Origin of the sequence: Streptomyces sp. P13-3-3, from assembly GCF_050571355.1 — a bacterium.
GTDB lineage: Bacteria > Actinomycetota > Actinomycetes > Streptomycetales > Streptomycetaceae > Streptomyces > Streptomyces althioticus.
The window spans coordinates 1,755,540-1,775,727 of the sequence record NZ_CP192228.1 but is presented as its reverse complement, the minus strand read 5'-3'; the positions used below and the strand labels follow the sequence as shown (position 1 = coordinate 1,775,727).

Genomic DNA, 20,188 nt, shown 5'->3' with positions numbered 1-20,188 from the left:
AGTGCGGTCGCGTACGGTGAAGGTCCTGCAATTGCCGTGCCGGCCGCGCGCCGGCCGGGACGACGTGCCGGACCGACCACGAGTCCGAGGAAAGTCCCAGGAAACAGGAGGCCGAAGGTGCCGCTGCTGACCGGAGCCGAGCCGTTCCGCCACGAGGGCGGGGAGACCGCGGTCCTCCTCTGCCACGGCTTCACCGGTTCGCCGCAGTCCATGCGCCCGTGGGCGGAGCATCTCGCCGAGCGCGGGCTGACCGTGTCGCTGCCGCTGCTCCCCGGGCACGGCACCCGCTGGGAGGACCTGGGGGTGACGGGCTGGCAGGACTGGTACGCGGAGGTGGACCGCGAACTGCGGCTGCTGCGGGACCGCTCGGCGCGGGTGTTCGTGGCGGGACTGTCGATGGGCGGCGCGCTGGCGCTGCGGCTGGCGGCGCGCCACGGTGACGCGGTGAGCGGGGTGATGGTGGTCAATCCGGCGAACAAGGTGCACGGGGTGGCCGCGCACGCCCTCCCGGTGCTGCGTCATCTCGTCCCGGCGACCAAGGGCATCGCGAGCGACATCGCCAAGCCGGTGACCCGGGAGCTGGGGTACGACAAGGTGCCGCTGCACGCGGCGCACTCCCTGCGGAACTTCTTCCGGCTGGTCGACGGTGAGCTGCCGCAGGTCACGCAGCCGCTGCTGCTGATGCGCAGCCCCCAGGACCATGTGGTGCCGCCGGCGGACTCGGCGCGGATCCTGTCCCGGGTGTCGTCGACGGACGTGTCGGAGGTCCTGCTGGAACAGAGCTACCACGTGGCGACGTTGGACCACGACGCGGAGCTCATCTTCCGGGAGAGCACCGCGTTCATCGGCCGGCTCGCACCCGGCGCCGTCAGGGAGCCCGGTCTCGGCAAGGAAGGGACGACCGCAGGTGGCTGACCACGACTCGGACCGTGAGGGCCGCGAGCCGGAGGAGAAGGGCGTCCCCTTCGACGAGGCCGCCGCGTGGGAGGCGATCGTCGCCGGGTACGGCGAGGAGCCGCCGGACCCGCCGGGCGCCAAGCCGTTCAAGTCGGTGGAGGACCTTGCGCTGCTGGAGCCCGAGACCAACGACGAGGACGGCGCGGACGGCGTCGGGACCAAGGCGCCCCCGCGGAAGACGGAGGAGGAGCCTCCGGCCAGGCCGCTGGGCGGCTCGGTGGCGTTCGCGCCGGGGGTCGGACCGCGGGACTACAGCGTGAAGGAGCCGGCGGAGGAGGACCTCGACGAGAGCGACGAGGGGCACTTCGTGCCGCCGGAGCCGCCGCCGCTGCCGGAGGCGGACGTGACCTCCAAGTTCGCCTGGCTGGGGGTGCTGGGCGCGCCGGTGCTGCTTCTGCTGGCGATACTGCTGGGCTGGGAGATGACCTGGTGGCTGGCCACCGCGTGCATCGGCGGCTTCCTGGGCGGCGCGCTCACGCTGGTGATGCGGATGCGCACGGACGACGAGGACGACGAGGACCCGGGCCGCGGCGCGGTGGTCTGACCCCGCTCAGACGGCTGCCGGGACCTTGAGGGCGGCCAGCACCGGCAGGTGGTCGGTCGCCGCCCGCAGGTCCGCCTCCGTCACTCCCGGCTGATCGTGGGGGACGCCGCAGCCCAGCACCTCGACGCCCTTGGTGACGAACAGGGCGTCGATGCGCTTGGGCGGGCCGGTGCGCGTCCAGGTGTGCTCGCCTCCCCAGGGCGCGGCGGTGCGGCAGTCCGTGAGGGTGCCGGCCAGCCGGCGGAAGGTGCGCCCGGACGGCTCGTCGTTGAGGTCCCCGCCCGCGACGGCGTGGTCGACCCCCATCCCGGCCACCCGGTCCAGCAGCATCCCGCCCTGCTCGTACCGCTCGGTCCTCTCCAGGGACAGATGGCAGCTGAGCACGCCGAGCCGGGCGCCGCCGAACCGTACGACGGCGGTGGCGAAGCCGCGCCGGTGCCGGCCGGGGGTGAGCGGCAGCAGCACGTCCTCGGTGCGTTCGACGGTGGCCCGCAGGGAACACAGCAGGGCGGGTCCGGCGGCGGTCGCGCCGCCGGAGAGGATCACCAGTCCGGAGTCGGAGGCGAGCCGGGCGAGCTGCTTGCGCCAGCGGAAGAACCGCGGCGCCTCCTGGAGCAGCACCAGGTCGGGCGCGCATGCCCCGATCACCCGGGCGAGGGCGGCGGTGTCGTCCTTCATCGAGCGGATGTTGTAACTGAGGACCCGGACGACGGCCGAGCCGTCGGCGTCGGTGCGGGACCCTGGCAGCAGCTCAGTCGTCGCCATGCCGATCAAGATACGCCGCGGAGGCCCTCCGGGTACGGCGACGCCCGCCGTTCCCCTCCGGGGGTCGGGCGGGCGCCGGCCGGGTGCCGAGGGGCCGTCACATGACGGGGTCGGGCTCGCGGGCCAGGTCGGCGGCGCCGACCAGGCCGGCCTTGTTGCCGAGCTGGGCGCCGAGGACGTCGGCGACGGGACGCCAGTTCCCGCCGACCAGCCAGCGGCGGTACGACTTGCGGATCGGTCCGAGGACCAGCTCGCCCTCGTCGGAGAGGCCACCGCCGACGATGAACGCGGACGGGTCGAACAGGGAGGCGAGGTCGGCCAGGCCCGCGCCGACCCAGCGGGCCAGCTCGCGGTAGGAGTCGACGGCCACCCGGTCGCCCTGGCGGGCCGCCATGGAAACGTGCTTGCCCTCGATGCCCTCGGGGGTGCCGTCGCCGAGCGAGAGCAGCGTCTGGGCCTGCTCGGGGGTGGCGTTGGCGCGCTGCTTGGCGTAGCGGACGAGGGCGCGGCCGGAGGCGTACTGCTCCCAGCAGCCCTGCGAGCCGCAGCCGCACAGCAGGCCGTCCGGCACCATGCGGATGTGGCCGAACTCGGCGGCCACGCCGAAGTGGCCGCGGCGCAGCTTGTTGCCGATGATCACACCGCCGCCGAGGCCGGTGCCCAGGGTGATGCAGATGACGTTGCGGTGGCCTTTGCCCGCGCCGAACTTGTACTCGCCCCAGGCCGCCGCGTTGGCGTCGTTCTCCACGACGACCGGGAGGCCCACGCGGGCCTCGACCTTCTCCTTGAGCGGCTCGTTGCGCCAGTGGATGTTGGGGGCGAAGTAGACCTCGGAACGCTGGCGGTTGACGTAGCCGGCCGCGCCGATGCCCACGCCGACGATGTCGTGCCCGGCGCGCGCTCCCTCCACCGCGGAGGCGATGGCGTCCACGATCTCCTCGGGCGTGCCCGGGGTCGGCACCTTGTGGGTCGAGAGGATGGTGCCTTCCTCGTCGACCACGCCGGCCGCGATCTTCGTGCCGCCGATGTCGACGCCGATGGTGAGTCCCATGAATCCCTCAGTTTCGGTCGAGCCCCGCTACGCCAACGGTACCCGAGGTGACGGGCGCGCCGTCCCTGTGTCCGCAGGCCGGGCGGCCCGGAACCGCCGGGGGATCCGGGCGGGACTCACCGGGCGGGGCTCAGTCGAGGTCGATGCGCTCGCCAGGGCCGGTGCCGGGGTCGTCACCGGGGTCGCGGCGCTCCTCGGGGGCGTGCGGCGGGGTGTCGCGCGCCGTCCAGCGGCGTTCCTGGTCCTGCACGGCGGAGCGGTAGGCGGCGAGGAGTTCGCTGCCGGCGGCGGCGAGGTGGTCGAAGACGTCCGGGTTGCGTTCGATGACGGGTTCGACGGCGGCCTTCGCCTGCTGCACGACCTGGCGGACGACCTGCTGGGCGGCGGGTCCGGCGACCGCGCCGAGCAGCGGTGACTGGAGGTCGGAGAGTTTGCCGGCGACCGCGTCGACGAGCTTCCTGAACTCCTCGGCGGCGGAGCCCGGGGGCGTGCCGTGGCGGGCACGGCGGCGGGCCCGCTCGGCTTCCAGGTCCTCGGCGGCGGCGGTGGCCCAGGCGTCGTCGTGCACCTCGGAGGGGGCTTCGGCGGGCGCCTCGGCACGGTCGTCCCGGGCGTCGTCGGCCCGCTTGCCGAAGCTCTCGTCCCCGGCCTCGTTCCCGGTGTCGTCGGGCGGGGGGAGCTGTTCGCTCATGACGGACTCCTTGACTGCGGGTGGCCCCCTCGACGGTACCCGAACGGCCGTCGCGGCTTCACCGGCTGCGCGGCCAGAGCTCCGGATCGGGCCGGAATCGGATGCGCAGCTCGCCCTCGCGGAGGGCGGCGCCGTCGACGGTGCAGCGGCGCAGCGCGGAGGGCAGCGGGACGACGCGGCGGAACGGTCCGGCGGTGACGGTCAGTTCGTCGCCGCGGCGGACGAGGTCGAGGGCCTCGCGGCGGGCGCCGGGCAGGGGGAGGTGCCAGACGAGGACGCCGTCCTCGGCGATCCGGTCGGCGACCGGCCAGCGGACCGGGCCGGTGGCCGCGGGGGCGGCGGGCGCCGCGAGGGCGGCGAGGTCGTCGGCGCCGCGCGGGTCGCGGCCGAGGTGGGCGACGGTGCGCACGGTGTGCTCCTCGCGCCACTCGTCGAGCGTCTTGCGCTGCTGGGCGACGGGCCCGGCGAGCCAGCCCGCCGCCTCGCCCTCCGGCAGGACGCGGTTGGCGACGACCGCGTCCAGGCGCAGCCCGCGCAGGGCGACGCCCAGGGCGGCGGTGCGCAGGGCGTCGGCGCCGGCGGGCCCCGGTTCGGCGACCAGGCGTACGGCGGTGCCGCGGTCGGCGAGGAGGGCCTCGACGGCGGCGAGCTGGAGGTCGAGGCGCGCGGCCGTCTCGTAGATCCACTCCGCGGGCATCGGGACGCCCGCGAGCCGCCCGAGCACGGGGCGCAGCGCGCGGGCGGCCTGCCGCTCGGGCGGCAGCAGGCGGCGCAGGACGCGGCGGAGCTCCTCGGGCAGGGCGAGGAGGGCGAGCGCGCGGGGGGTGGCGGGCAGGTCGACGACGAGGAGGTCCCAGGCGTCCTCGGAGGCGGCGGCGTCCCGCAGGGCGCGCAGCACGGCGAGTTCCTCGGCGCCGGGGAGGGATCCGGTCTCCCCGGGCTCCAGGCGGGAGGCGCCGAGCAGGTCCAGCGCACCGCCCGCGCGCTCCTGCAACGCGGCGAGGTCGGCCCGGAGGCCCGCGTCGGCGTCGATCCGGCGCACGGTGAGGCCGGGGAGGTCCGCGTCCCCGAGCACCGGCCCCAGGGTGTCCCCCGGATCGGTTCCCAGCAGCAGTGTGCGGGCGCCCTCACGGGCGGCGGCGAACGCGGTGGCGGCCGCGACGGTGGTGCGGCCGGCGCCGCCGGGGCCGGTGATCAGGAGGGTGCGCATGAGGCTGCACGCTACCGGTCGCCCACACCCGGGGCTCCGCCCCGGACCCCGCTCCTCGAACGCCGGAGGGGCTGGATTCAGCCCGCCCGGCGTTCGAGGACGAAGCCCGAGGCCGGAATCAGCCCGCCCGACGTTCGAGGACGAGGCCCGAGGCCGGAATCAGCCCGCCCGACGTTTGAGGACGAGGCCCGCCAGGGCCGATACGGCGCACCGGGAACGCGAGGACCACGAGGAAAGCCGGACGCCGCGGGCGTTCTACTTCGCGCCGGACTCCACGCGCTTCTTCAGGCCCGCCAGGGCGCGGTCGATGATGACCTTCTCCGCCTTGCGCTTGATCATGCCGAGCATCGGGATCTTGACGTCGACGGTCAGGCGGTAGGTGACCTCGGTGGTGTCCGCGCCCGCGGGGGTGAGGACGTAGGAGCCGTCGAGGGAGCGGAGCATCTGGGACTTCACCAGGGTCCAGGAGACCTCGTGCGGGCCGCTCCAGGTGTACGCCAGGGTCTGGTCGTCCTTGATCGCGCCGGCGTCCATGACCAGACGGACCTGCTCCGCGCGGCCCTCCGCGTCGGTCTTGAGGACCTCCGCCTCCTTCACCTCTCCCGTCCACTCGGGATAGCGGGCGAAGTCGGAGATCACTCCCATCACGTCGGCCGGTGCCGCCTCGATGGTGATGCTCGAGCTGGTGTGTTCCGCCATCGCCGTGGCTCCTCCAGATGCGGGCCGGTAGGTCGTCCTCGCCGTGCGTGGGCCGGCCGGCGCACGCGCGTGCAGCGGAAGGCTACCGCGCACCGCCCGTACCGAGATCACCCGACCTGGGGCGTCGGCGTCCCGAGGCGTCTCAGAACTCCAGCGCCCAGGGCCGGCCGGTGCTCGCGAAGTGCCCCACGTTGACGCATTCGGTGGCGCCGATCCGCATGCGCCGCACCAGCGGCTGGTGGACGTGGCCGAACAGCGAGTAGCGGGGCCGGGTACGGCGTATCGCCTCCAGCAGCGCGGTGCTGCCGCGCTCGAAGCGGCGGGCGACGGTGTCGTAGACCAGCTCCGGGACCTCCGGCGGGATGTGCGTGCACAGCACGTCGACCTCGCCGACGGCCTCGATCTTCGCCGCGTACTCCTCGTCGTCGATCTCGTACGGCGTGCGCATCGGGGTGCGCAGGCCGCCGCCGACGAAGCCGAAGGTCCAGCCGCCGATCTCCACCCGCTGACCGTCGAGCACGGTGGTGCCGGGCCCGGCGTACTCCCGCCACAGGGGCGGCACGTCGACGTTGCCGTAGGTGGCGTACGTAGGAGTGGGGAAGGCGGCGAACATCTCCGCGTACTGTTTGCGCACCGCCGTCTCGATCGCCGTCGCGCGGTCGACGCCGATGCCGGCCCACAGTCCGCGCTGGAAGTCGCGCGCCTCCTCGAAGCGGCGGGCGGTGCGCATCTCGACGATGCGGTGGGCGTTCTCCGTGCCGAACAGGTCGGGGAAGATGCCGCGCGAGTGGTCGGCGTAGTCGAGGAACAGCACCAGGTCACCGAGGCAGATCAGGGCGTCGGCGCCCTCCTTCGCGCGGGCGAGGTCGGCCGCGTTGCCGTGTACGTCGCTGACCACGTGGACGCGGGTGCCGGAGCCGCCGCCGGGTGAGGATGCCATGGCGATCAAGCGTAATCCCGTGGGGCATACGTGAACAATGGCGGTCCTACCTGCGGTTACTGGCTCGCCGGATCCGCCGTGGACTACTGTGCGCAATGAAACACCAAGCTGTGTGACGCAGCGAACATCTGGCAGGGCCCCCCTGTCGTGACAGCCATACCGGCGGGTAACGTCCGGGCAGTCCAGTCGTGCTCGGGATTTCAACCAGTGAATTCTTGAGCACCCGCCCGAGCCTTGGACCGCACCGTCGCATCGCACAACGTCGTGGCGCCGGCGCCCTAAGAGGAGCAGCAGTCTTGCGCGAGTTCAGCCTTCCGGCCCTGTACGAGGTCCCCGCGGACGGCAACATGACCGACATCGTCCGCCGAAACGCCGCGCAGCATCCAGACGTCGCCGTCATGGCCCGCAAGGTCGCCGGCACGTGGCAGGACGTGACGGCCACCACCTTCCTCGACGAGGTGCGGGCCGCCGCCAAGGGCCTGATCGCGGCGGGCGTGCAGCCCGGCGACCGGGTCGGCCTGATGTCCCGCACCCGCTACGAGTGGACGCTGCTCGACTTCGCGATCTGGAGCGCCGGCGCGATCACCGTGCCGGTGTACGAGACCAGTTCGGCGGAGCAGGTCGCGTGGATCCTCGGCGACTCCGGCGCCTCCGCCTGCCTGGTGGAGCTCGACTCGCACGCGGCGACCGTGGAATCCGTGCGCGACCGGCTGCCCGGGCTGAAGAACGTGTGGCAGATCGAGGACGGCGGCCTGGAGGAGCTGCGCCGCCTCGGCGCGGACGTCGGCGACGAGACGGTCGAGGAGCGCTCCTCGGTCGCCAAGGCCGACGACCCGGCGACCATCGTCTACACCTCGGGCACCACCGGCCGCCCCAAGGGCTGCGTGCTCACCCACCGCAACTTCTTCGCCGAGTGCGGCAACATCGTGGAGCGGCTGCGTCCGCTGTTCCGCACCGGCGAGTGCTCGGTGCTGCTGTTCCTGCCGCTCGCCCACGTCTTCGGGCGGATGGTGCAGATCGCGCCGATGGTGGCGCCGATCAAGCTGGGCTGCGTCCCGGACATCAAGAACCTCACCGACGAGCTGGCCTCGTTCCGCCCGACGCTGATCCTCGGCGTGCCGCGGGTGTTCGAGAAGGTCTACAACTCGGCGCGCGCCAAGGCGCAGGCGGACGGCAAGGGCAAGATCTTCGACAAGGCGGCCGACGCCGCGATCGCCTGGAGCCAGGCGCTGGACTCCCCGTCGGGCCCGTCGTTCGGCCTGAAGGTCAAGCACAAGGTCTTCGACAAGCTGGTCTACAGCAAGCTCCGCGCGGTGCTGGGCGGACGCGGCGAGTACGCCATCTCCGGCGGCGCCCCGCTCGGCGAGCGCCTCGGCCACTTCTTCCGCGGCATCGGCTTCAGTGTGCTGGAGGGCTACGGCCTGACCGAGTCCTGCGCGGCCACCGCCTTCAACCCGTGGGACCGCCAGAAGATCGGCACGGTCGGCCAGCCGCTGCCCGGCTCCGTGGTGCGCATAGCGGACGACGGCGAGGTGCTGCTGCACGGCGAGCACCTGTTCAAGGAGTACTGGAACAACCCGGGCGCGACCGCCGAGGCGCTGGCCGACGGCTGGTTCCACACCGGGGACATCGGCACCCTGGACGAGGACGGCTACCTGCGGATCACCGGCCGGAAGAAGGAGATCCTGGTGACGGCCGGCGGCAAGAACGTCGCCCCGGCGGTCATCGAGGACCGCATCCGGGCGCACGCGCTGGTCGCGGAGTGCATGGTGGTCGGCGACGGGCGGCCGTTCGTGGGCGCGCTCGTCACCATCGACGAGGAGTTCCTGGGCCGCTGGTGCGCGGAGCACGGCAAGCCGGAGGGGGCGACGGCGGCGTCGCTGTGCGAGGACCCGGATCTGCTGGCGGCGATCCAGGACGCGGTGGACGACGGGAACGCGGCGGTGTCGAAGGCGGAGTCGGTGCGGAAGTTCCGCATTCTGCCGGCGCAGTTCACGGAGGAGTCGGGGCACTTGACGCCTTCGCTGAAGCTGAAGCGGAATGTTGTGGCTAAGGATTACGCGCACGAGATCGAGGCGATTTACGCGAAGTAGCGCCAACTGGGTTGGCACTACTCGCCGTTGGCGGGTGCCGGTACGTGGGGGTTGTTCGCGCAGTTCCCCGCGCCCCTGAGGGGTGGCGTCCGCCCGTTGGACGAGTGCCGCGCCGTGGGGGCTGGGCGCGCAGTTCCCCGTGCCCCTGTAAATGCGGAAGCCGCCCCGAGGGGCGGCTTCCGCATTTACAGGAGAGTCTTCAGCTTGTCGGCGAGGAGGTCCCAGCGCCATTTTTCCTCGACCCAGTCCCGGCCCCGCCGGCCCATGCTGCGGCGCAGTTCCTCGTCGGCGAGGAGGGCGGTGACGCGCTCCGCGGTCTCGGCGGGTGAGTCGCCGCGGACCACCCAGCCCGTCTCGCCGTCGAGGACGGCGTCCGGTGCGCCGCCGGAGTCGCCGGCGACGACCGGGAGGCCGGTCGCGGACGCCTCCAGGTAGACGATGCCCAGGCCCTCCACGTCGAGGCCGCCGCGCCGGGTCCGGCAGGGCATCGCGAAGACGTCGCCCGCGCCGTAGTGGGCGGGCAGCTCGGACCAGGGGACGGAGCCGGTGAAGCGGACGGAGGCGGCGACGCCGGTGTCGGCGGCGAGACGGCGCAGGTCCTTCTCGTAGGGACCGCCGCCGACGACCAGCAGGACGGCGTCCGGCTCCGCGGCGAGGATCGCGGGCATCGCCCGGATCAGCGTGTCCTGGCCCTTGCGCGGCACGAGACGCGAGACGCACACGACCACCGGGCGGTCCGTCAGCCCGAGCCGGGCGCGCACCTCGTCCCCGCCCGAGCCGGGGTGGAAGGTCTTCTCGTCGACCCCGGGCGGCAGCTGCACCATGCGGGCGGCGGCCTCCGGGGTGAGGGCGCGGGCGATCCGGGAGCGGGTGTACTCGCCCAGGTAGGTGATCGTGTCCGTGGACTCCCCGATACGGCGCAGCAGCTGCCGCGCGGCGGGCAGCTGGGCCCAGCCGGCCTCGTGGCCGTGGGTGGTGGCCACGATCCGCCCGGCGCCCGCCCGTCGCAGCGCCGGCGCCATCAGGCCGAGCGGCGCCGCCGCCCCGAACCACACCGAGCCGCAGCCGTGCTCGCGCAGCAGCCCCACGGCCCGCCGGGTGGCGGCCGGGGTGGGCAGCAGCATCGTCGTACGGTCGCGGACGACGGTGAAGGGCTGCTCGGCGTCGAAGGCCGCGGTCGCCTCGACACCCTCCCGGCCGCGCTTCCAGGTGGACGCGTAGACGACGACGCGCTCCGGGTCCAGGCGCAGCGCCATGTTGTGCAGGAAGGCCTGGATGCCGCCAGGACGGGGCGGGAAGTCGTTGGTGACGATCAGGGTCTTGTGCATCGCCGCCGACCCTACCGAACGGTTGTCGCGCGTCCGCCCACGGCGCTGCTCGGTGGCATGTGCACCGGCTTCCGGGACATCATGGCCCCTCATCGACCGCACACCGGACGGGCAGGAATCACGTGGAACCGACGGCCGCACGGGGGTCCTTGGCGGGGCTGCTGGGGATCTGGGGCGTGACGCGCGCGGCGCTGCTGCTGTGCGTGCTGAAGGTGATCGTCTTCCCGGGCCCCGACGTCACCAGCGACGTGTCGGTGATCTACCGGGGCTGGTACGACGTCCTGGTCACCGGAACGTTTCCCCAGGACGACGTGACCTGGCAGTACCCGCCCGCCGCGGCCCTGGCGATCCTCTCCCCCGCCGTGCTGCCGTTCCTGGAGTACGCCACGGCCTTCTTCGTACTGGCGCTGGTGGCCGACGCGGCGGCGCTGGCGCTGCTGCTGGGCGGGGCGCGCGGCACGGGCCGCTCCCGGCGCGGGGCGTGGCTGTGGGTGGCGGGCGTGCCGCTGCTCGGTCCGACGGTGTACGCCCGCTACGACGTGATGGTGACCGCGGTCGCGGTGGCCGCGCTGCTGGCGGCCGGCCGGCATCCCCGGACGGCGGGCGCGCTGATGGCGTTCGGGGCGCTGCTGAAGGTGTGGCCGGCGCTGCTGCTGCTCGCGGTGCGCAGGCGGGCCGCGTGGGTGTCGGCGGCGGTGACGGGTGTGGCGGTGGCCGGGCTGTTCGCGGTGCTGATGCCGGGCGCGTTCGCTTTCCTCGGTTTCCAGCGGGACCGGGGCACGGAGGTGGAGTCGCTGGGGTCGCTGGTGTTCCACGTGGCCCGGCACCACGGCTGGGACGGCGAGGTGCTGCTGAACTACGGCTCGGTGGAGTTTCTGGGTCCGTACGTGAGCTGGGTGTCCACAGGGGCGCTGTTCCTGACGGGGGCCGCGCTGGCCCGGCTGGTGCTGTGGCGGCTGCTGGCGACCCGGTTCGCGCCGCACACGGCGGCGGACGCGGCGTTCACGGCGGTGCTGCTGTTCACCGTCACCAGCCGGGTGATCAGTCCCCAGTACCTGGTGTGGCTGGTGGGGACGGCGGCGGTGTGCCTGTGCTTCCGGGAGAGCCGCATGGGGCGGCCGGCGGTCCTGGTGCTGGTGGCGTGCCCGGTGACGATGCTGGAGTTCCCCGTGTGGTTCGGCCACGTGGTGGCGAGCGACGCGCTGGGCGTCACGTTGCTGGTGGTCCGCAACGGGCTTTTGGTGGCGGCGTCGCTGCTGGCCGCCGGCGCCCTGTGGCGGGCGACGGTGCCGGGCCGGAGGGAAGTTCCCTCCACGCCTGGCCCGTCCTGGGCGGAACGAACGAGGGTGCCTTCGTAACACCCCTCAGGGGCGCGGGGAACTGCGCGCCCAGCCACGGAGGTCCCGCACCCGGCGTCGACGGGGTACCGCCGCGCCCACCCGTGCCGCCCCAGCGGCACGACTGCCCGCAGCTAGGACACCCCTCAGGGGCGCGGGGAACTGCGCGACCAGCCCCCACGGCGCGGCACGGGCGCCACGGACGGAGACGTCCCACAAAGGGGCGCGGGGAACTGCGCGGCCGTTCCGAAGGCACCCCTCACTCCGCCAGAACCCCCCGCACATAGTCCCGCCACTGCAGTGTGAACTCCTCCGGCGTCACCCCCAGCACACGCCCCATCGCGTCCTCGACCGCGCCCTCGCGGTCCGGATGCGCGCCCACGGCGCGGTAGAACGCCCCCAGCCCCTCCTCCCCCCACCGCTCCGCGATCATCCGGCACGCCAGCCAGCTGCCCTCGTACGCCCGCGCCAGCCCGTCCGCGTCTCCGGTGAAGCCGAACTCCTCGTCCTCGGGGAGCGCGCCCGGCAGCTCGCCCCGCCCGACGGCCTGCGCGAGTTCGGGCGCGGCCTCGGCGGGGTCGCGGCCCGCGCCGCGGTAGCCGGCCCAGTCGGCGTACCCCTCGGAGAGCCACAGCGGCGTCGCGGCGGAGGTGTGGGCGCGGGTGGCGACGTGCGCGGTCTCGTGGGTGAGGACGACCTGCCGTCCGGAGTCGCCGAGCAGCCCGAAGGCGTCGGGGTTGACGATCACCCGGTCCGCGGGCGCCCGCGGTCCGCCTCCGGTCGCCCCGGTGGTGACGGCCGCGATGCCCCGGTAGGAGGACGCGGGCGAGCCCAGGAGGCCCGCCATGCCCTCCAGGGTCTCCGGAACGAGGACGACGACGCGGCGCGCCCACTCGGGGCCCCAGGCGTCGGAGACGGCGGGCACGGCACGGTCGGCGAGGTCGGCGTAGTCGCGCAGGGCCTCCTCGGAGTGCCCGACGCCCAGCACCAGGCTGCGCTCGCCGCGCACGGCCTGCGCCCTGCCCTGGTCCCAGAGCTGCTGCCCGGACTTCTCGGCGGGGCGGTCGGACTCCACCGACCAGCGGCCGTCGCGGTCCCGGCCGAGGCTGAGGGTGCGGGCGGTGACGACCGGCGAGCGGTCGTGGCCGTCGACGCGGTAGCTGAGGTCGGCGGAGGCGGTGGCGCGGTCGCCGGTGCGGTCCAGGGCGGTGAGCCGGTAGGACCAGTCCGCAAGGGGCACCGCGCGCAGGTTGTCGAAGCCGTCGCGGGTGCCGGTGCGGGCGTAGGCGGCGGCGTCGCGGTCGAGGACGGCCTCGGCGCGCCGGTCGAGCAGGGACTGCACCTCGGCGCGGGCGGCGTCCACCGCGGGGCCGCCGCCGCATCCCACGAGGGCGGCGAGCAGCAGGCACAACGCCGCCACCGCCGCCTGGAGGGACACCCGCGTTCGACCGGCCACCTTTCCGAGGGTACGGGCCCGGGCCCGCGGGAGTCAGACCCTGGTGACCGAGGAGACCGGCATCATGCCGACCGGGTCGTAGCGCACGGGTGCGCCGGGGTAGGGGGCGTGGATCACCTGGCCGTTGCCCGTGTACATCGCCACGTGGGAGGCGTCGGAGCGGTAGAGGACCAGGTCGCCGGGGCGGGCCTCGGACAGCGGGACCTGCCGTCCGGCGTACCGCTGCGCCTGCGAGGTGCGCGGCAGTGCGACGCCGGCCTGCGCGTACGCCCACTGGGTGAGCCCGGAGCAGTCGAAGCCGGAGGGGCCGTTGGCGCCCCACACGTAGGGCCTGCCGAGGGCGGAGCGGGCGGCGGCGACGGCGGCGGCCGCGCGTCCGGAGGCGGGGGCGCCGCCGGGGCCGAGCAGGTCGGTGCGGCCGGAGCGGGAGGCGCGGTCCCAGGCGGCGCGTTCGCCGGCCGGGAGGGAGTTGAGCAGCCGGCGGGCCTCGGCGAGCTTGTGCTCCACGGTGCGTTTGTGGGTGGCGGCGGCCTTGCGGCTGCGTTCGAGGGCGCCGAGCCGTTTCGCGGCCTCGGCGCGGTCCTGGGACAGCGAGCGCAGGGTGCCGCGGAGCTTCCTGAGTTCGGCGGTCTGGTGGACGCCGAGCCGGTCGAGGACGGAGGCCTTGCGGAGGTAGTCCTCCGGGTCCTCGGACAGCAGCAGGGAGAGGGCGGGATCGAGGCCGCCGGAGCGGTACTGGGAGCCGGCGAGCGAACCCAGCGTCTCCCGCATGGTGTTGACCCGCTGCTGCTTGCGGGCGATGCCGTCCTGGGCGTCGGCGATCTCCCGGCGCAGGGCGTCGGCGCGCTCGTCGGCCGCGTTGTAGGCCTCGGTGGCCTTCTCGGCCTCACGGTAGAGGCGGTCGACCTCGGCCCGGGTGTCCTCCTGGGGCGCGGCCGTGGCGGGTACCGCGCCGAGGGCGGTGGCGGCCGCGGAGAGCAGGCCCAGGGCGAGGGCCGTGCTCCGCTCGGACCCTGAGGACGGTGCGGTACGGCGATGGGACCCCACGGGAAGTCGCGCTCCTTCCGCTGGCGGACAGGGAAACGCGGCAGACAGTAGCCGCCGGGGCCGCCCGCGGAGCCACGGCCACGGCGGCACACACGGTGACGCCCCGCCGTTGACCTGGGTCAAGGCGGGGCGTGAGGGTGGAACGGGGCCGCCGGGAATCCCCCGAACGGGGGCACCTCGGGCGGTATCGGTCAGACGCGGACGCCGAACATGAAGGGTCCGCCGATGGTGTTCATCGACTCGTAGCGCACGACGGTGCCGGTGCGGGGGGCGTGGATGATCTGGCCGTTGCCCGCGTAGAGGCCCACGTGGTGCAGGTCGTTGAAGAAGAACACCAGGTCGCCGACCTTGAGCTGGTCCACCGAGTAGATCTTGGTGCCGGCGCCGGTCTGGGCCTCGGAGGTGCGCGGGATGCCGACGCCTGCCTGCGCGTACGCCCAGGAGGTCAGGCCCGAGCAGTCGAAGGAGGACGGGCCGGTGGCGCCGTAGACGTAGGGGGTGCCGAGCTTGCTCTGCGCGGCGGCGAAGGCGGCGGCGGCGCGGCCGGAGCCGGCCGGGACGTTGACCGAGAGGGCGTCGCGCTCGCTGGCGCGGGTGGCGCGGTTCTGCTCCTCGGCGAGCTGCGCCTTCTCCGCGGCGGTGAGGCTGTTGAGCAGCTTCTGCGCGGAGGCGAGCTTGCCCTGGACCTGCTTCTTCTTCTTGCCCAGTTCGGCCCGGGTGGAGGAGAGGTCCTTGAGCTTCTCGGCGGCCTCGGCGCGCTGCTGGGCCAGTTCGCGCTGCTTCTCCTGGATCTTCTTCAGCGAGTCGACCTGCTGGGCGCTCAACTGGTCCAGGGTGGACGCCTTGTCGAGGTAGTCGTCCGGGTCGGCGGAGAGGAACAGCTGGACGGAGGGGTCGATGCCGCCGCTGCGGTACTGGGCGCTGGCCATCGAACCGAGGCCGTCGCGCAGGTCGTTGAGCTCCTGCTGACCCTTGGCGACGTTGTCCTGGATGGTGGAGATCTCCTTCTGGAGCTTCTCCTGCTTCTCCTTGGCCCCGTTGTACTTCTCGGTGGCCTGCTCCGCCTGCTCGTAGAGCTTGTCGACCTTGGCCTTGACCTCGTCCTTGCTCGGCTTCTCGCTGGGGGCCGCGTTGGCGGCCTGCGAGCTCATGACGACGGCAGCAGCGGCGGCGGTGGTGAGCACGGTCACGCGTGCGCGGCTCGGCTGCTTGGGACGACGGTGGGACGCCACGGAGACGAGCTCCTTCTCGAGAGTGATCGCGCGAGCGAGGGTTCGAAGGCAGACCCTAGTGATTCTCTTGTGATCAGTTCAAATCCCTGGGCACAAAATCTCCGCTACAGCGCGTTTATTACGTGACAACTCACCTGCAGTGACGCGCCCTTGACGCTACGTTGCGTGACGGTTCCGTCAATTCAGGCATTAGCCCTGTACGTTGCACGAGGGACTGATGTGCATCAGATACTAGGAAAGCCTTTTGAGGAGCACGGCCGACGCCACGGGGCGTGCGCCGGCGCGTGCGACCCCGTCGGCGACCTCGCGGTCGGTGGAGACCACGATGACCGGCCGCCCCGGCGGCTCGGCGCGCACGAGCTGGCGGATGAGCTCGTCGGCGGTGACGCCCGGCTTGGAGAACAGCACCCGCACCCCGCGCGGCGGCGCCAGCAGCACCGGCGCGGCCAGTTCGGCGCCGTCGAAGACACAGGTGACCTCGGCGCCGGTCTGGGCGGCGAGCTGCGCGAGCTGGCCGAGCAGCCGCAGCCGCTGCTTCTCCAGCGGCATCTGCGGATAGCCGGTCTTGGTGACGTTGTAGCCGTCGACGACCAGATGCGCCTGCGGCAGGGCGAGGAGCTGGTCGAGGACGGCCGGGTCGTCCTCGGAGAGCGCGCGGGCGGCGATGTCCTTGGGCGTCATCCGGCCCGGCTCCACGGCGTCCACGGTCTCCGCGGGCCGCACGGACACGGGAGGCAGCGCCAGCTCGCGCCGCAGCCCCTGGGCGGCGTCCAGCACGGTGTCGAGCAGCAGCCGTACGCGCATGTCCTCGACGCTGCGGCCCTCGCGGGCGGCGCGGCGGGCGGCCTCCAGGGCGGCCTCGGACTCCCCCAGCCGGGCCTTGACGCGCCGGGTCTCGCTCTCGGCGGCGGACACCTGGGCCTGGCCCTCGGCGCGCACCGCCTCCATCTCGCCGCGCAGCTTGCGCAGGGCGGCCTCGCCGCGCTTGACGTCGGCGAGGGCGGACCGCAGCTTGCGGTGCAGCGAGTCGGTCTCCTTCCTCGCCGCGTCCAGCTCGGCGCGCAGCCGCTCGGTCTCGGAGCGGGTGTGCTCGCGGGCCCGGTCCAGTTCGGCGCGCAGCCGCTCCAGCTCGGCGCGGGTCTCCTCGTCGGCGCGTTCGGCGTCGGCGCGCTGCGCCTCCTCGCCGGCGGCGGTGACCAGCTTGACCCAGCCCGGCGGGCGGAGCACGTAGGCCGCGGCCGCCACGTCGAGCGGGTCCGCGGCCGGGGGCGGGGAGCCGGAGTCGAGGGCGCCGGTCAGTTCCGGCTGGGACTCTCTGAGCTTCTCCCCGATCCGCTGCCGGAACAGCGGATCGGTCTCCAGCGCCGCCGCCATCGCGTTCCCGGCGAACTTGGCGCGGCGGGTCGGGGTGAACCGGGCGTACTGCCGCAGCTGCGCGGGCAGCTCGGCGACGGTGAGTCCGCCGAAACCGTCCGCGACGATCTGGACGACCTTGCGGCGCACCCCGTCGGGCAGCGGACGGTCGAGCACCTCGGCGGCGCCGTCCTGCGGCCCCCCGCCCGTGGTCTCCACCATCCGTCACACCCCAATGCCTGTGTGCGGCCCCGTCCGGGGGGCCGCCGTCAGCGGGGCCGGCTCCGTGTCAGGAGTCGGCGCCCGGCCTGTCCACGAGTTCCACCTGGTCCACGGCGTTGCACCAGCGGCACCGCACCGACTCGATCGTCTCGTCGAGCACCTCGCGCTCCTCGACCTTGGGCTCTCCGGCCAGATCGAGGTGCACGTACTCGACGACCTTCGACGAGCGGGTGACGTCGAAGCGGGTGAGGTTGCCGCAGAGGGTGCAGCGCCACCGCGTCGAGTCGGTCGGCAGGGGAACCGTCATCGTGGCTGTTCGCCTTTCTCCAGTGTCCTAGACGCACCGGGCGGCCGGTGCGTGTGGCTCGTAACCCTACGGCCTGCCGGGCCCGCGCCGCCCGCCCGTCCACGGCGGCGAGGCGATCCGCACGGTTGCGTCCGGTTACGTCATGCTCTGTACCCATGATCCGCAACTGGACCGCGGCGGCCGCAGGGGCGCTGAGGACCACGCCCGCCCCGGTCACCCGCACCCTGATCGTGCTGTGCTGCCTGGTCTTCCTGGTCGGACCGGCCTCGGGGCTGCACCCGGCGCACGGCTCCGGGGAGGAGCTGCTCGCCGCGCAGCGGGACTACTTCCGCCGCTGGGGCGTGATCCCCGCAGACCTGTTCGACGGGTCCCCCGCGGCCGTCCTCACCCCCGCCACGGCGCTCTTCGTGCACGGCAGCTGGGTGCACCTGCTGGGCAACATGCTGTTCCTCCACGTGTTCGGGCCGCTGACCGAGGCACGGATGGGCCGGGTGCGGTTCGCCCTCTGCTACGCCGGCTGCGGCTACCTCGCCCTGCTGGGGTACGCGGCCGCCAACGCCGGCTCCGAGCGCTCCCTGGTCGGGGCCTCGGGGGCGATCTCGGCGCTGCTCGGGGCGTTCCTCTTCCTGTTCCCCCGCGGGCGGGTCACCAGTCTCCTGCCGTTCGCCTTCTTCGTGCCGGTACGGCTGCCCGCGTGGGCGGTGCTGCCGTTCTGGGCGGCGCTGCAGTGGGCGGCGGCCGGGCGGACGCCGGAGGGCGGCCCCGGGGTGGCCCATCTGGCGCACCTGGTGGGCTTCGCGCTGGGCTTCGGCTGCGCGTGGGTGTGGCGCGGCGGGGCGACTACAGTGAAGTCCGCCCCTGCTCCGGCCCCCGAGGGAGAGAACCAGCCGTGATCACCGCGATCGTCCTCATCAAGACCAGCGTGGACCGGATCCCCGAGATCGCGGAACAGATCGCCGCGCTGGACAGCGTCAGCGAGGTCTTCTCCGTCACCGGCACGTACGACCTGATCGCCATGGTGCGGGTGCGGGAGCACGAGGACCTCGCCGAGGTCATCCCCGGCAGCATCAGCAAGATCCCGGGGGTGGAGGGCACGGACACGCACGTGGCGTTCCGGACGTACTCCCAGCACGACCTCGAGGCAGCCTTCGCCATCGGGCTGGACAGCTGACCCCCCGGGGCTCCGCCCCGGCTCCGCTCCTCAGGCGCCGGAGGGGCCGTCCGTGGCCGACGTGTCCGGCACGCACCGCCCCTCCACCGTGCGGTACGTCCACCGTGCCCCGTCCCGCACGAGTTCCCGCACCGCCCGCACGAACCGTGCGACATGCTCCTCCGGCGTGCCGGCCCCGAAGCTGACCCGGATCGCGTTCAGCGCCCCCGCCTCCGGCGCCCCGCACTCCCCCGCACCGCCCGTGTCGCCGCCGAGCAGCCTCCGCACCAGCGGGTGCGCGCAGAACAGGCCGTCGCGTACGCCGATGCCGTACTCCGCGGACAGAGCCGCCGCGAAGTGGGAGCTGTTCCAGCCGTCGACCACGAAGGACAGCACCCCGACCCGGGGCGCGTCGTCGCCGAACAGGGACAGGAAACGCACCTCGGGCACGTCCGCCAGCCCCTCCCGCACCGCGCGCACCAGCGCGTCCTCCCGTGCGGCCAGCGCCTCGAACCCCGCCTCGGTGAGCGCCTTGCAGGCGGAGGCGATGGCGTAGGCGCCGATGACGTTGGGCGAGCCGGCCTCGTGGCGGGCGGCGGTCTCGTGCCATTCCACGTCCACTCCCCCGTCCGCGCGCCGGGTGACCGCGCGGCTGGCGCCGCCGCCGGCGAGGTACGGCCCGGCCTCGCGCAGCCAGTCGGCGCGGCCGGCCAGGACCCCGGATCCGAAGGGCGCGTACAGCTTGTGCCCGGAGAAGGCGACCCAGTCCACGTCCAGCTCGCGCACGGACACCGCGCGGTGCGGGGCGAGCTGGGCGGCGTCCAGCACGATCCTGGCGCCGTGCGCGTGGGCGGCGGCGGCGAGTTCGCGGACCGGCCACAGCTCGCCGGTGACGTTGGAGGCGCCGGTGACACAGACCAGGGCCGGCCCGTGGGGGTCACGGTCGGCGAGGGCGCGCTCCAGGGACGCGACGGCCCGCGCGGGGCTGTCGGGGGCGTCGAGGACGGTCACCCGGCCCGCCCGCTGCCAGGGCAGCAGCGCCGCGTGGTGCTCGGTCTCGAAGACGAAGACCTCGCAGCCGTCGGGCAGGACGGCGGCGAGCAGGTTGAGGGAGTCGGTGGTGGAGCGGGTGAACACCAGCTGGTCGTCGGCGCGGCAGTCGAGGAACCCGGCGACGGTACGGCGGGCGTTCTCGAAGAGGTCGGTGGAGAGCTGGGAGAGGTAGCCGGCGCCGCGGTGGACGCTGCCGTAGTAGGGGGCGTAGGCGGCCACGTCGTCCCAGACGCGCTGGAGGGCGGGGGCGCTGGCGGCGTAGTCGAGAGCGGCGTAGGTGACCTCGCCGCCGGTGACGAGGGGCACGGCGACGTCCCGGCCGAGGACGGGCAGCGGGGTGGGGACGGACGGCTCGGCGGCGGCAGCGGGTACGGCGGTGGCGGTGGCGGTGGCGGCAGCAGGCATGACGGAACTCCCGGAGGGCAGGGCGGATCCTCGCGCGAGCGGACGGCGTGACGCGTCGCTCCAGCGCGGAGAGGAAAGTGACGAGGGTGTGCGGAGGCGGGGCTCGACGCCCTAACGCATTCGCTTGCTCACGGAAGACTCCTCGACGACCAGGACCCCTGGTGTGCGAGGGGTCCGCGCTTGCCGTGAGCCCTGCTGCTCACGGCCTGGTCTTCACCCGGGGCACCCCGCCACGGACGGAGGGTTGCCGGACAGCCGGCCGGGGCCTGATGGCTGTCACTCATGACCTGAGAGGGAACGTACGCGAGGCGACGGCCGTCCCGCAACCCGTATCCGGATCGCGGGACG

Annotated in this window: 19 protein-coding genes and 1 riboswitch; of the genes, 6 read left to right on the top strand and 13 right to left on the bottom strand. The window is 73.7% G+C overall.

Going from position 1 to position 20,188, the window contains the following annotated elements; translation table 11 throughout:
• The first annotated feature begins 117 nt into the window (after positions 1–117).
• The gene (locus ACQZOG_RS08010) at positions 118–915 is read left to right on the top strand and encodes an alpha/beta hydrolase (protein ID WP_033272966.1); all 798 of its coding nucleotides are present in this window, start codon (positions 118–120) and stop codon (positions 913–915) included.
• On the top strand, positions 908–1,501 hold the full coding sequence (locus tag ACQZOG_RS08005) for a hypothetical protein (protein WP_033272965.1): 594 nt from the start codon (positions 908–910) through the stop codon (positions 1,499–1,501). The genes ACQZOG_RS08010 and ACQZOG_RS08005 overlap by 8 nt, the downstream gene beginning before the upstream one ends.
• A gap of 6 nt (positions 1,502–1,507) precedes the next feature.
• Here ACQZOG_RS08005 and ACQZOG_RS08000 read toward each other — a convergent pair whose 3' ends face one another.
• From ACQZOG_RS08000 to ACQZOG_RS07975, 6 genes are all read right to left on the bottom strand, one after another.
• Positions 1,508–2,266: an endonuclease/exonuclease/phosphatase family protein gene (locus ACQZOG_RS08000; RefSeq protein WP_058915963.1), complete on the bottom strand. Its 759-nt coding sequence runs from the start codon at positions 2,264–2,266 to the stop codon at positions 1,508–1,510.
• A gap of 97 nt (positions 2,267–2,363) precedes the next feature.
• Entirely contained in the window at positions 2,364–3,317 is a 954-nt protein-coding gene (locus tag ACQZOG_RS07995) for an ROK family glucokinase (RefSeq protein ID WP_033272963.1), read from the bottom strand.
• Between the two features lie 130 nt (positions 3,318–3,447).
• Complete coding sequence (locus tag ACQZOG_RS07990; RefSeq protein WP_430741406.1) at positions 3,448–4,008, bottom strand: DUF5304 domain-containing protein; 561 nt, start codon at positions 4,006–4,008, stop codon at positions 3,448–3,450.
• Between the two features lie 58 nt (positions 4,009–4,066).
• Entirely contained in the window at positions 4,067–5,218 is a 1,152-nt protein-coding gene (locus ACQZOG_RS07985) for an ArsA family ATPase (RefSeq protein WP_193454763.1), read from the bottom strand.
• 255 nt (positions 5,219–5,473) lie between these two features.
• Positions 5,474–5,917, bottom strand: a complete 444-nt coding sequence (locus tag ACQZOG_RS07980; protein ID WP_019521993.1) for an SRPBCC family protein — start codon at positions 5,915–5,917, stop codon at positions 5,474–5,476.
• 142 nt (positions 5,918–6,059) lie between these two features.
• Positions 6,060–6,857, bottom strand: a complete 798-nt coding sequence (locus ACQZOG_RS07975; protein ID WP_051724377.1) for a metallophosphoesterase family protein — start codon at positions 6,855–6,857, stop codon at positions 6,060–6,062.
• Between the two features lie 296 nt (positions 6,858–7,153).
• Here ACQZOG_RS07975 and ACQZOG_RS07970 point away from each other — a divergent pair, with 296 nt between their 5' ends.
• Positions 7,154–8,950 carry an AMP-dependent synthetase/ligase gene (locus ACQZOG_RS07970; RefSeq protein WP_430741405.1) on the top strand — a complete coding sequence of 599 codons (1,797 nt, stop codon included), beginning with the start codon at positions 7,154–7,156 and terminating at the stop codon, positions 8,948–8,950.
• A gap of 185 nt (positions 8,951–9,135) precedes the next feature.
• Here ACQZOG_RS07970 and ACQZOG_RS07965 read toward each other — a convergent pair whose 3' ends face one another.
• Positions 9,136–10,278, bottom strand: coding sequence for a glycosyltransferase family 4 protein (locus ACQZOG_RS07965; protein ID WP_033272958.1), 1,143 nt, complete (start codon positions 10,276–10,278; stop codon positions 9,136–9,138).
• A gap of 122 nt (positions 10,279–10,400) precedes the next feature.
• On the opposite strand from ACQZOG_RS07965, the gene ACQZOG_RS07960 reads away from it, so the two are divergent.
• Positions 10,401–11,636 (top strand): glycosyltransferase 87 family protein, encoded by a 1,236-nt coding sequence (locus ACQZOG_RS07960; RefSeq protein WP_430741404.1) that lies wholly within the window; start codon positions 10,401–10,403, stop codon positions 11,634–11,636.
• 238 nt (positions 11,637–11,874) lie between these two features.
• Here the strand turns inward: ACQZOG_RS07960 and ACQZOG_RS07955 are convergent, their stop codons facing one another.
• From ACQZOG_RS07955 to ACQZOG_RS07935, 5 genes are all read right to left on the bottom strand, one after another.
• Complete coding sequence (locus ACQZOG_RS07955) at positions 11,875–13,071, bottom strand: hypothetical protein (RefSeq protein ID WP_382002133.1); 1,197 nt, start codon at positions 13,069–13,071, stop codon at positions 11,875–11,877.
• Between the two features lie 33 nt (positions 13,072–13,104).
• Entirely contained in the window at positions 13,105–14,118 is a 1,014-nt protein-coding gene (locus ACQZOG_RS07950) for an NlpC/P60 family protein (protein ID WP_058915966.1), read from the bottom strand.
• 191 nt (positions 14,119–14,309) lie between these two features.
• Positions 14,310–15,350 carry a C40 family peptidase gene (locus ACQZOG_RS07945; protein ID WP_033272954.1) on the bottom strand — a complete coding sequence of 347 codons (1,041 nt, stop codon included), beginning with the start codon at positions 15,348–15,350 and terminating at the stop codon, positions 14,310–14,312.
• 231 nt (positions 15,351–15,581) lie between these two features.
• Positions 15,582–16,925 (bottom strand): NYN domain-containing protein, encoded by a 1,344-nt coding sequence (locus tag ACQZOG_RS07940; RefSeq protein WP_037639139.1) that lies wholly within the window; start codon positions 16,923–16,925, stop codon positions 15,582–15,584.
• Positions 16,926–16,992: 67 nt separating this feature from the next.
• Entirely contained in the window at positions 16,993–17,232 is a 240-nt protein-coding gene (locus ACQZOG_RS07935; RefSeq protein ID WP_033272952.1) for a hypothetical protein, read from the bottom strand.
• Positions 17,233–17,387: 155 nt separating this feature from the next.
• Between ACQZOG_RS07935 and ACQZOG_RS07930 the strand changes: the two genes are divergently transcribed.
• Both ACQZOG_RS07930 and ACQZOG_RS07925 read left to right on the top strand, forming a co-directional pair.
• On the top strand, positions 17,388–18,125 hold the full coding sequence (locus ACQZOG_RS07930) for a rhomboid family intramembrane serine protease (protein ID WP_058915967.1): 738 nt from the start codon (positions 17,388–17,390) through the stop codon (positions 18,123–18,125).
• Positions 18,122–18,403: an Lrp/AsnC family transcriptional regulator gene (locus ACQZOG_RS07925; RefSeq protein WP_033272950.1), complete on the top strand. Its 282-nt coding sequence runs from the start codon at positions 18,122–18,124 to the stop codon at positions 18,401–18,403. Before ACQZOG_RS07930 ends, ACQZOG_RS07925 begins: the two co-directional genes overlap by 4 nt.
• 30 nt (positions 18,404–18,433) lie before the next feature.
• On the opposite strand, the gene ACQZOG_RS07920 is transcribed toward ACQZOG_RS07925, so the two are convergent.
• A complete protein-coding gene (locus ACQZOG_RS07920; protein ID WP_193467896.1) occupies positions 18,434–19,840 on the bottom strand; it encodes an aminotransferase class V-fold PLP-dependent enzyme in 1,407 nt (468 codons plus the stop codon).
• A gap of 171 nt (positions 19,841–20,011) precedes the next feature.
• A riboswitch (SAM riboswitch) is annotated at positions 20,012–20,128 on the bottom strand.
• Positions 20,129–20,188: the final 60 nt, after the last annotated feature.

Bases quoted from the DNA above. Each gene is read 5' to 3' on its own strand.
- ACQZOG_RS08000 (WP_058915963.1), bottom strand. From the start codon at position 2,266: ATGGCGACGACTGAGCTGCTGCCAGGGTCCCGCACCGACGCCGACGGC.
- ACQZOG_RS07995 (WP_033272963.1), bottom strand. From the start codon at position 3,317: ATGGGACTCACCATCGGCGTCGACATCGGCGGCACGAAGATCGCGGCC.
- ACQZOG_RS07990 (WP_430741406.1), bottom strand. From the start codon at position 4,008: ATGAGCGAACAGCTCCCCCCGCCCGACGACACCGGGAACGAGGCCGGG.
- ACQZOG_RS07985 (WP_193454763.1), bottom strand. From the start codon at position 5,218: ATGCGCACCCTCCTGATCACCGGCCCCGGCGGCGCCGGCCGCACCACC.
- ACQZOG_RS07980 (WP_019521993.1), bottom strand. From the start codon at position 5,917: ATGGCGGAACACACCAGCTCGAGCATCACCATCGAGGCGGCACCGGCC.
- ACQZOG_RS07975 (WP_051724377.1), bottom strand. From the start codon at position 6,857: ATGGCATCCTCACCCGGCGGCGGCTCCGGCACCCGCGTCCACGTGGTC.
- ACQZOG_RS07965 (WP_033272958.1), bottom strand. From the start codon at position 10,278: ATGCACAAGACCCTGATCGTCACCAACGACTTCCCGCCCCGTCCTGGC.
- ACQZOG_RS07940 (WP_037639139.1), bottom strand. From the start codon at position 16,925: ATGGTGGAGACCACGGGCGGGGGGCCGCAGGACGGCGCCGCCGAGGTG.
- ACQZOG_RS07935 (WP_033272952.1), bottom strand. From the start codon at position 17,232: ATGACGGTTCCCCTGCCGACCGACTCGACGCGGTGGCGCTGCACCCTC.
- ACQZOG_RS07930 (WP_058915967.1), top strand. From the start codon at position 17,388: ATGATCCGCAACTGGACCGCGGCGGCCGCAGGGGCGCTGAGGACCACG.
- ACQZOG_RS07920 (WP_193467896.1), bottom strand. From the start codon at position 19,840: ATGCCTGCTGCCGCCACCGCCACCGCCACCGCCGTACCCGCTGCCGCC.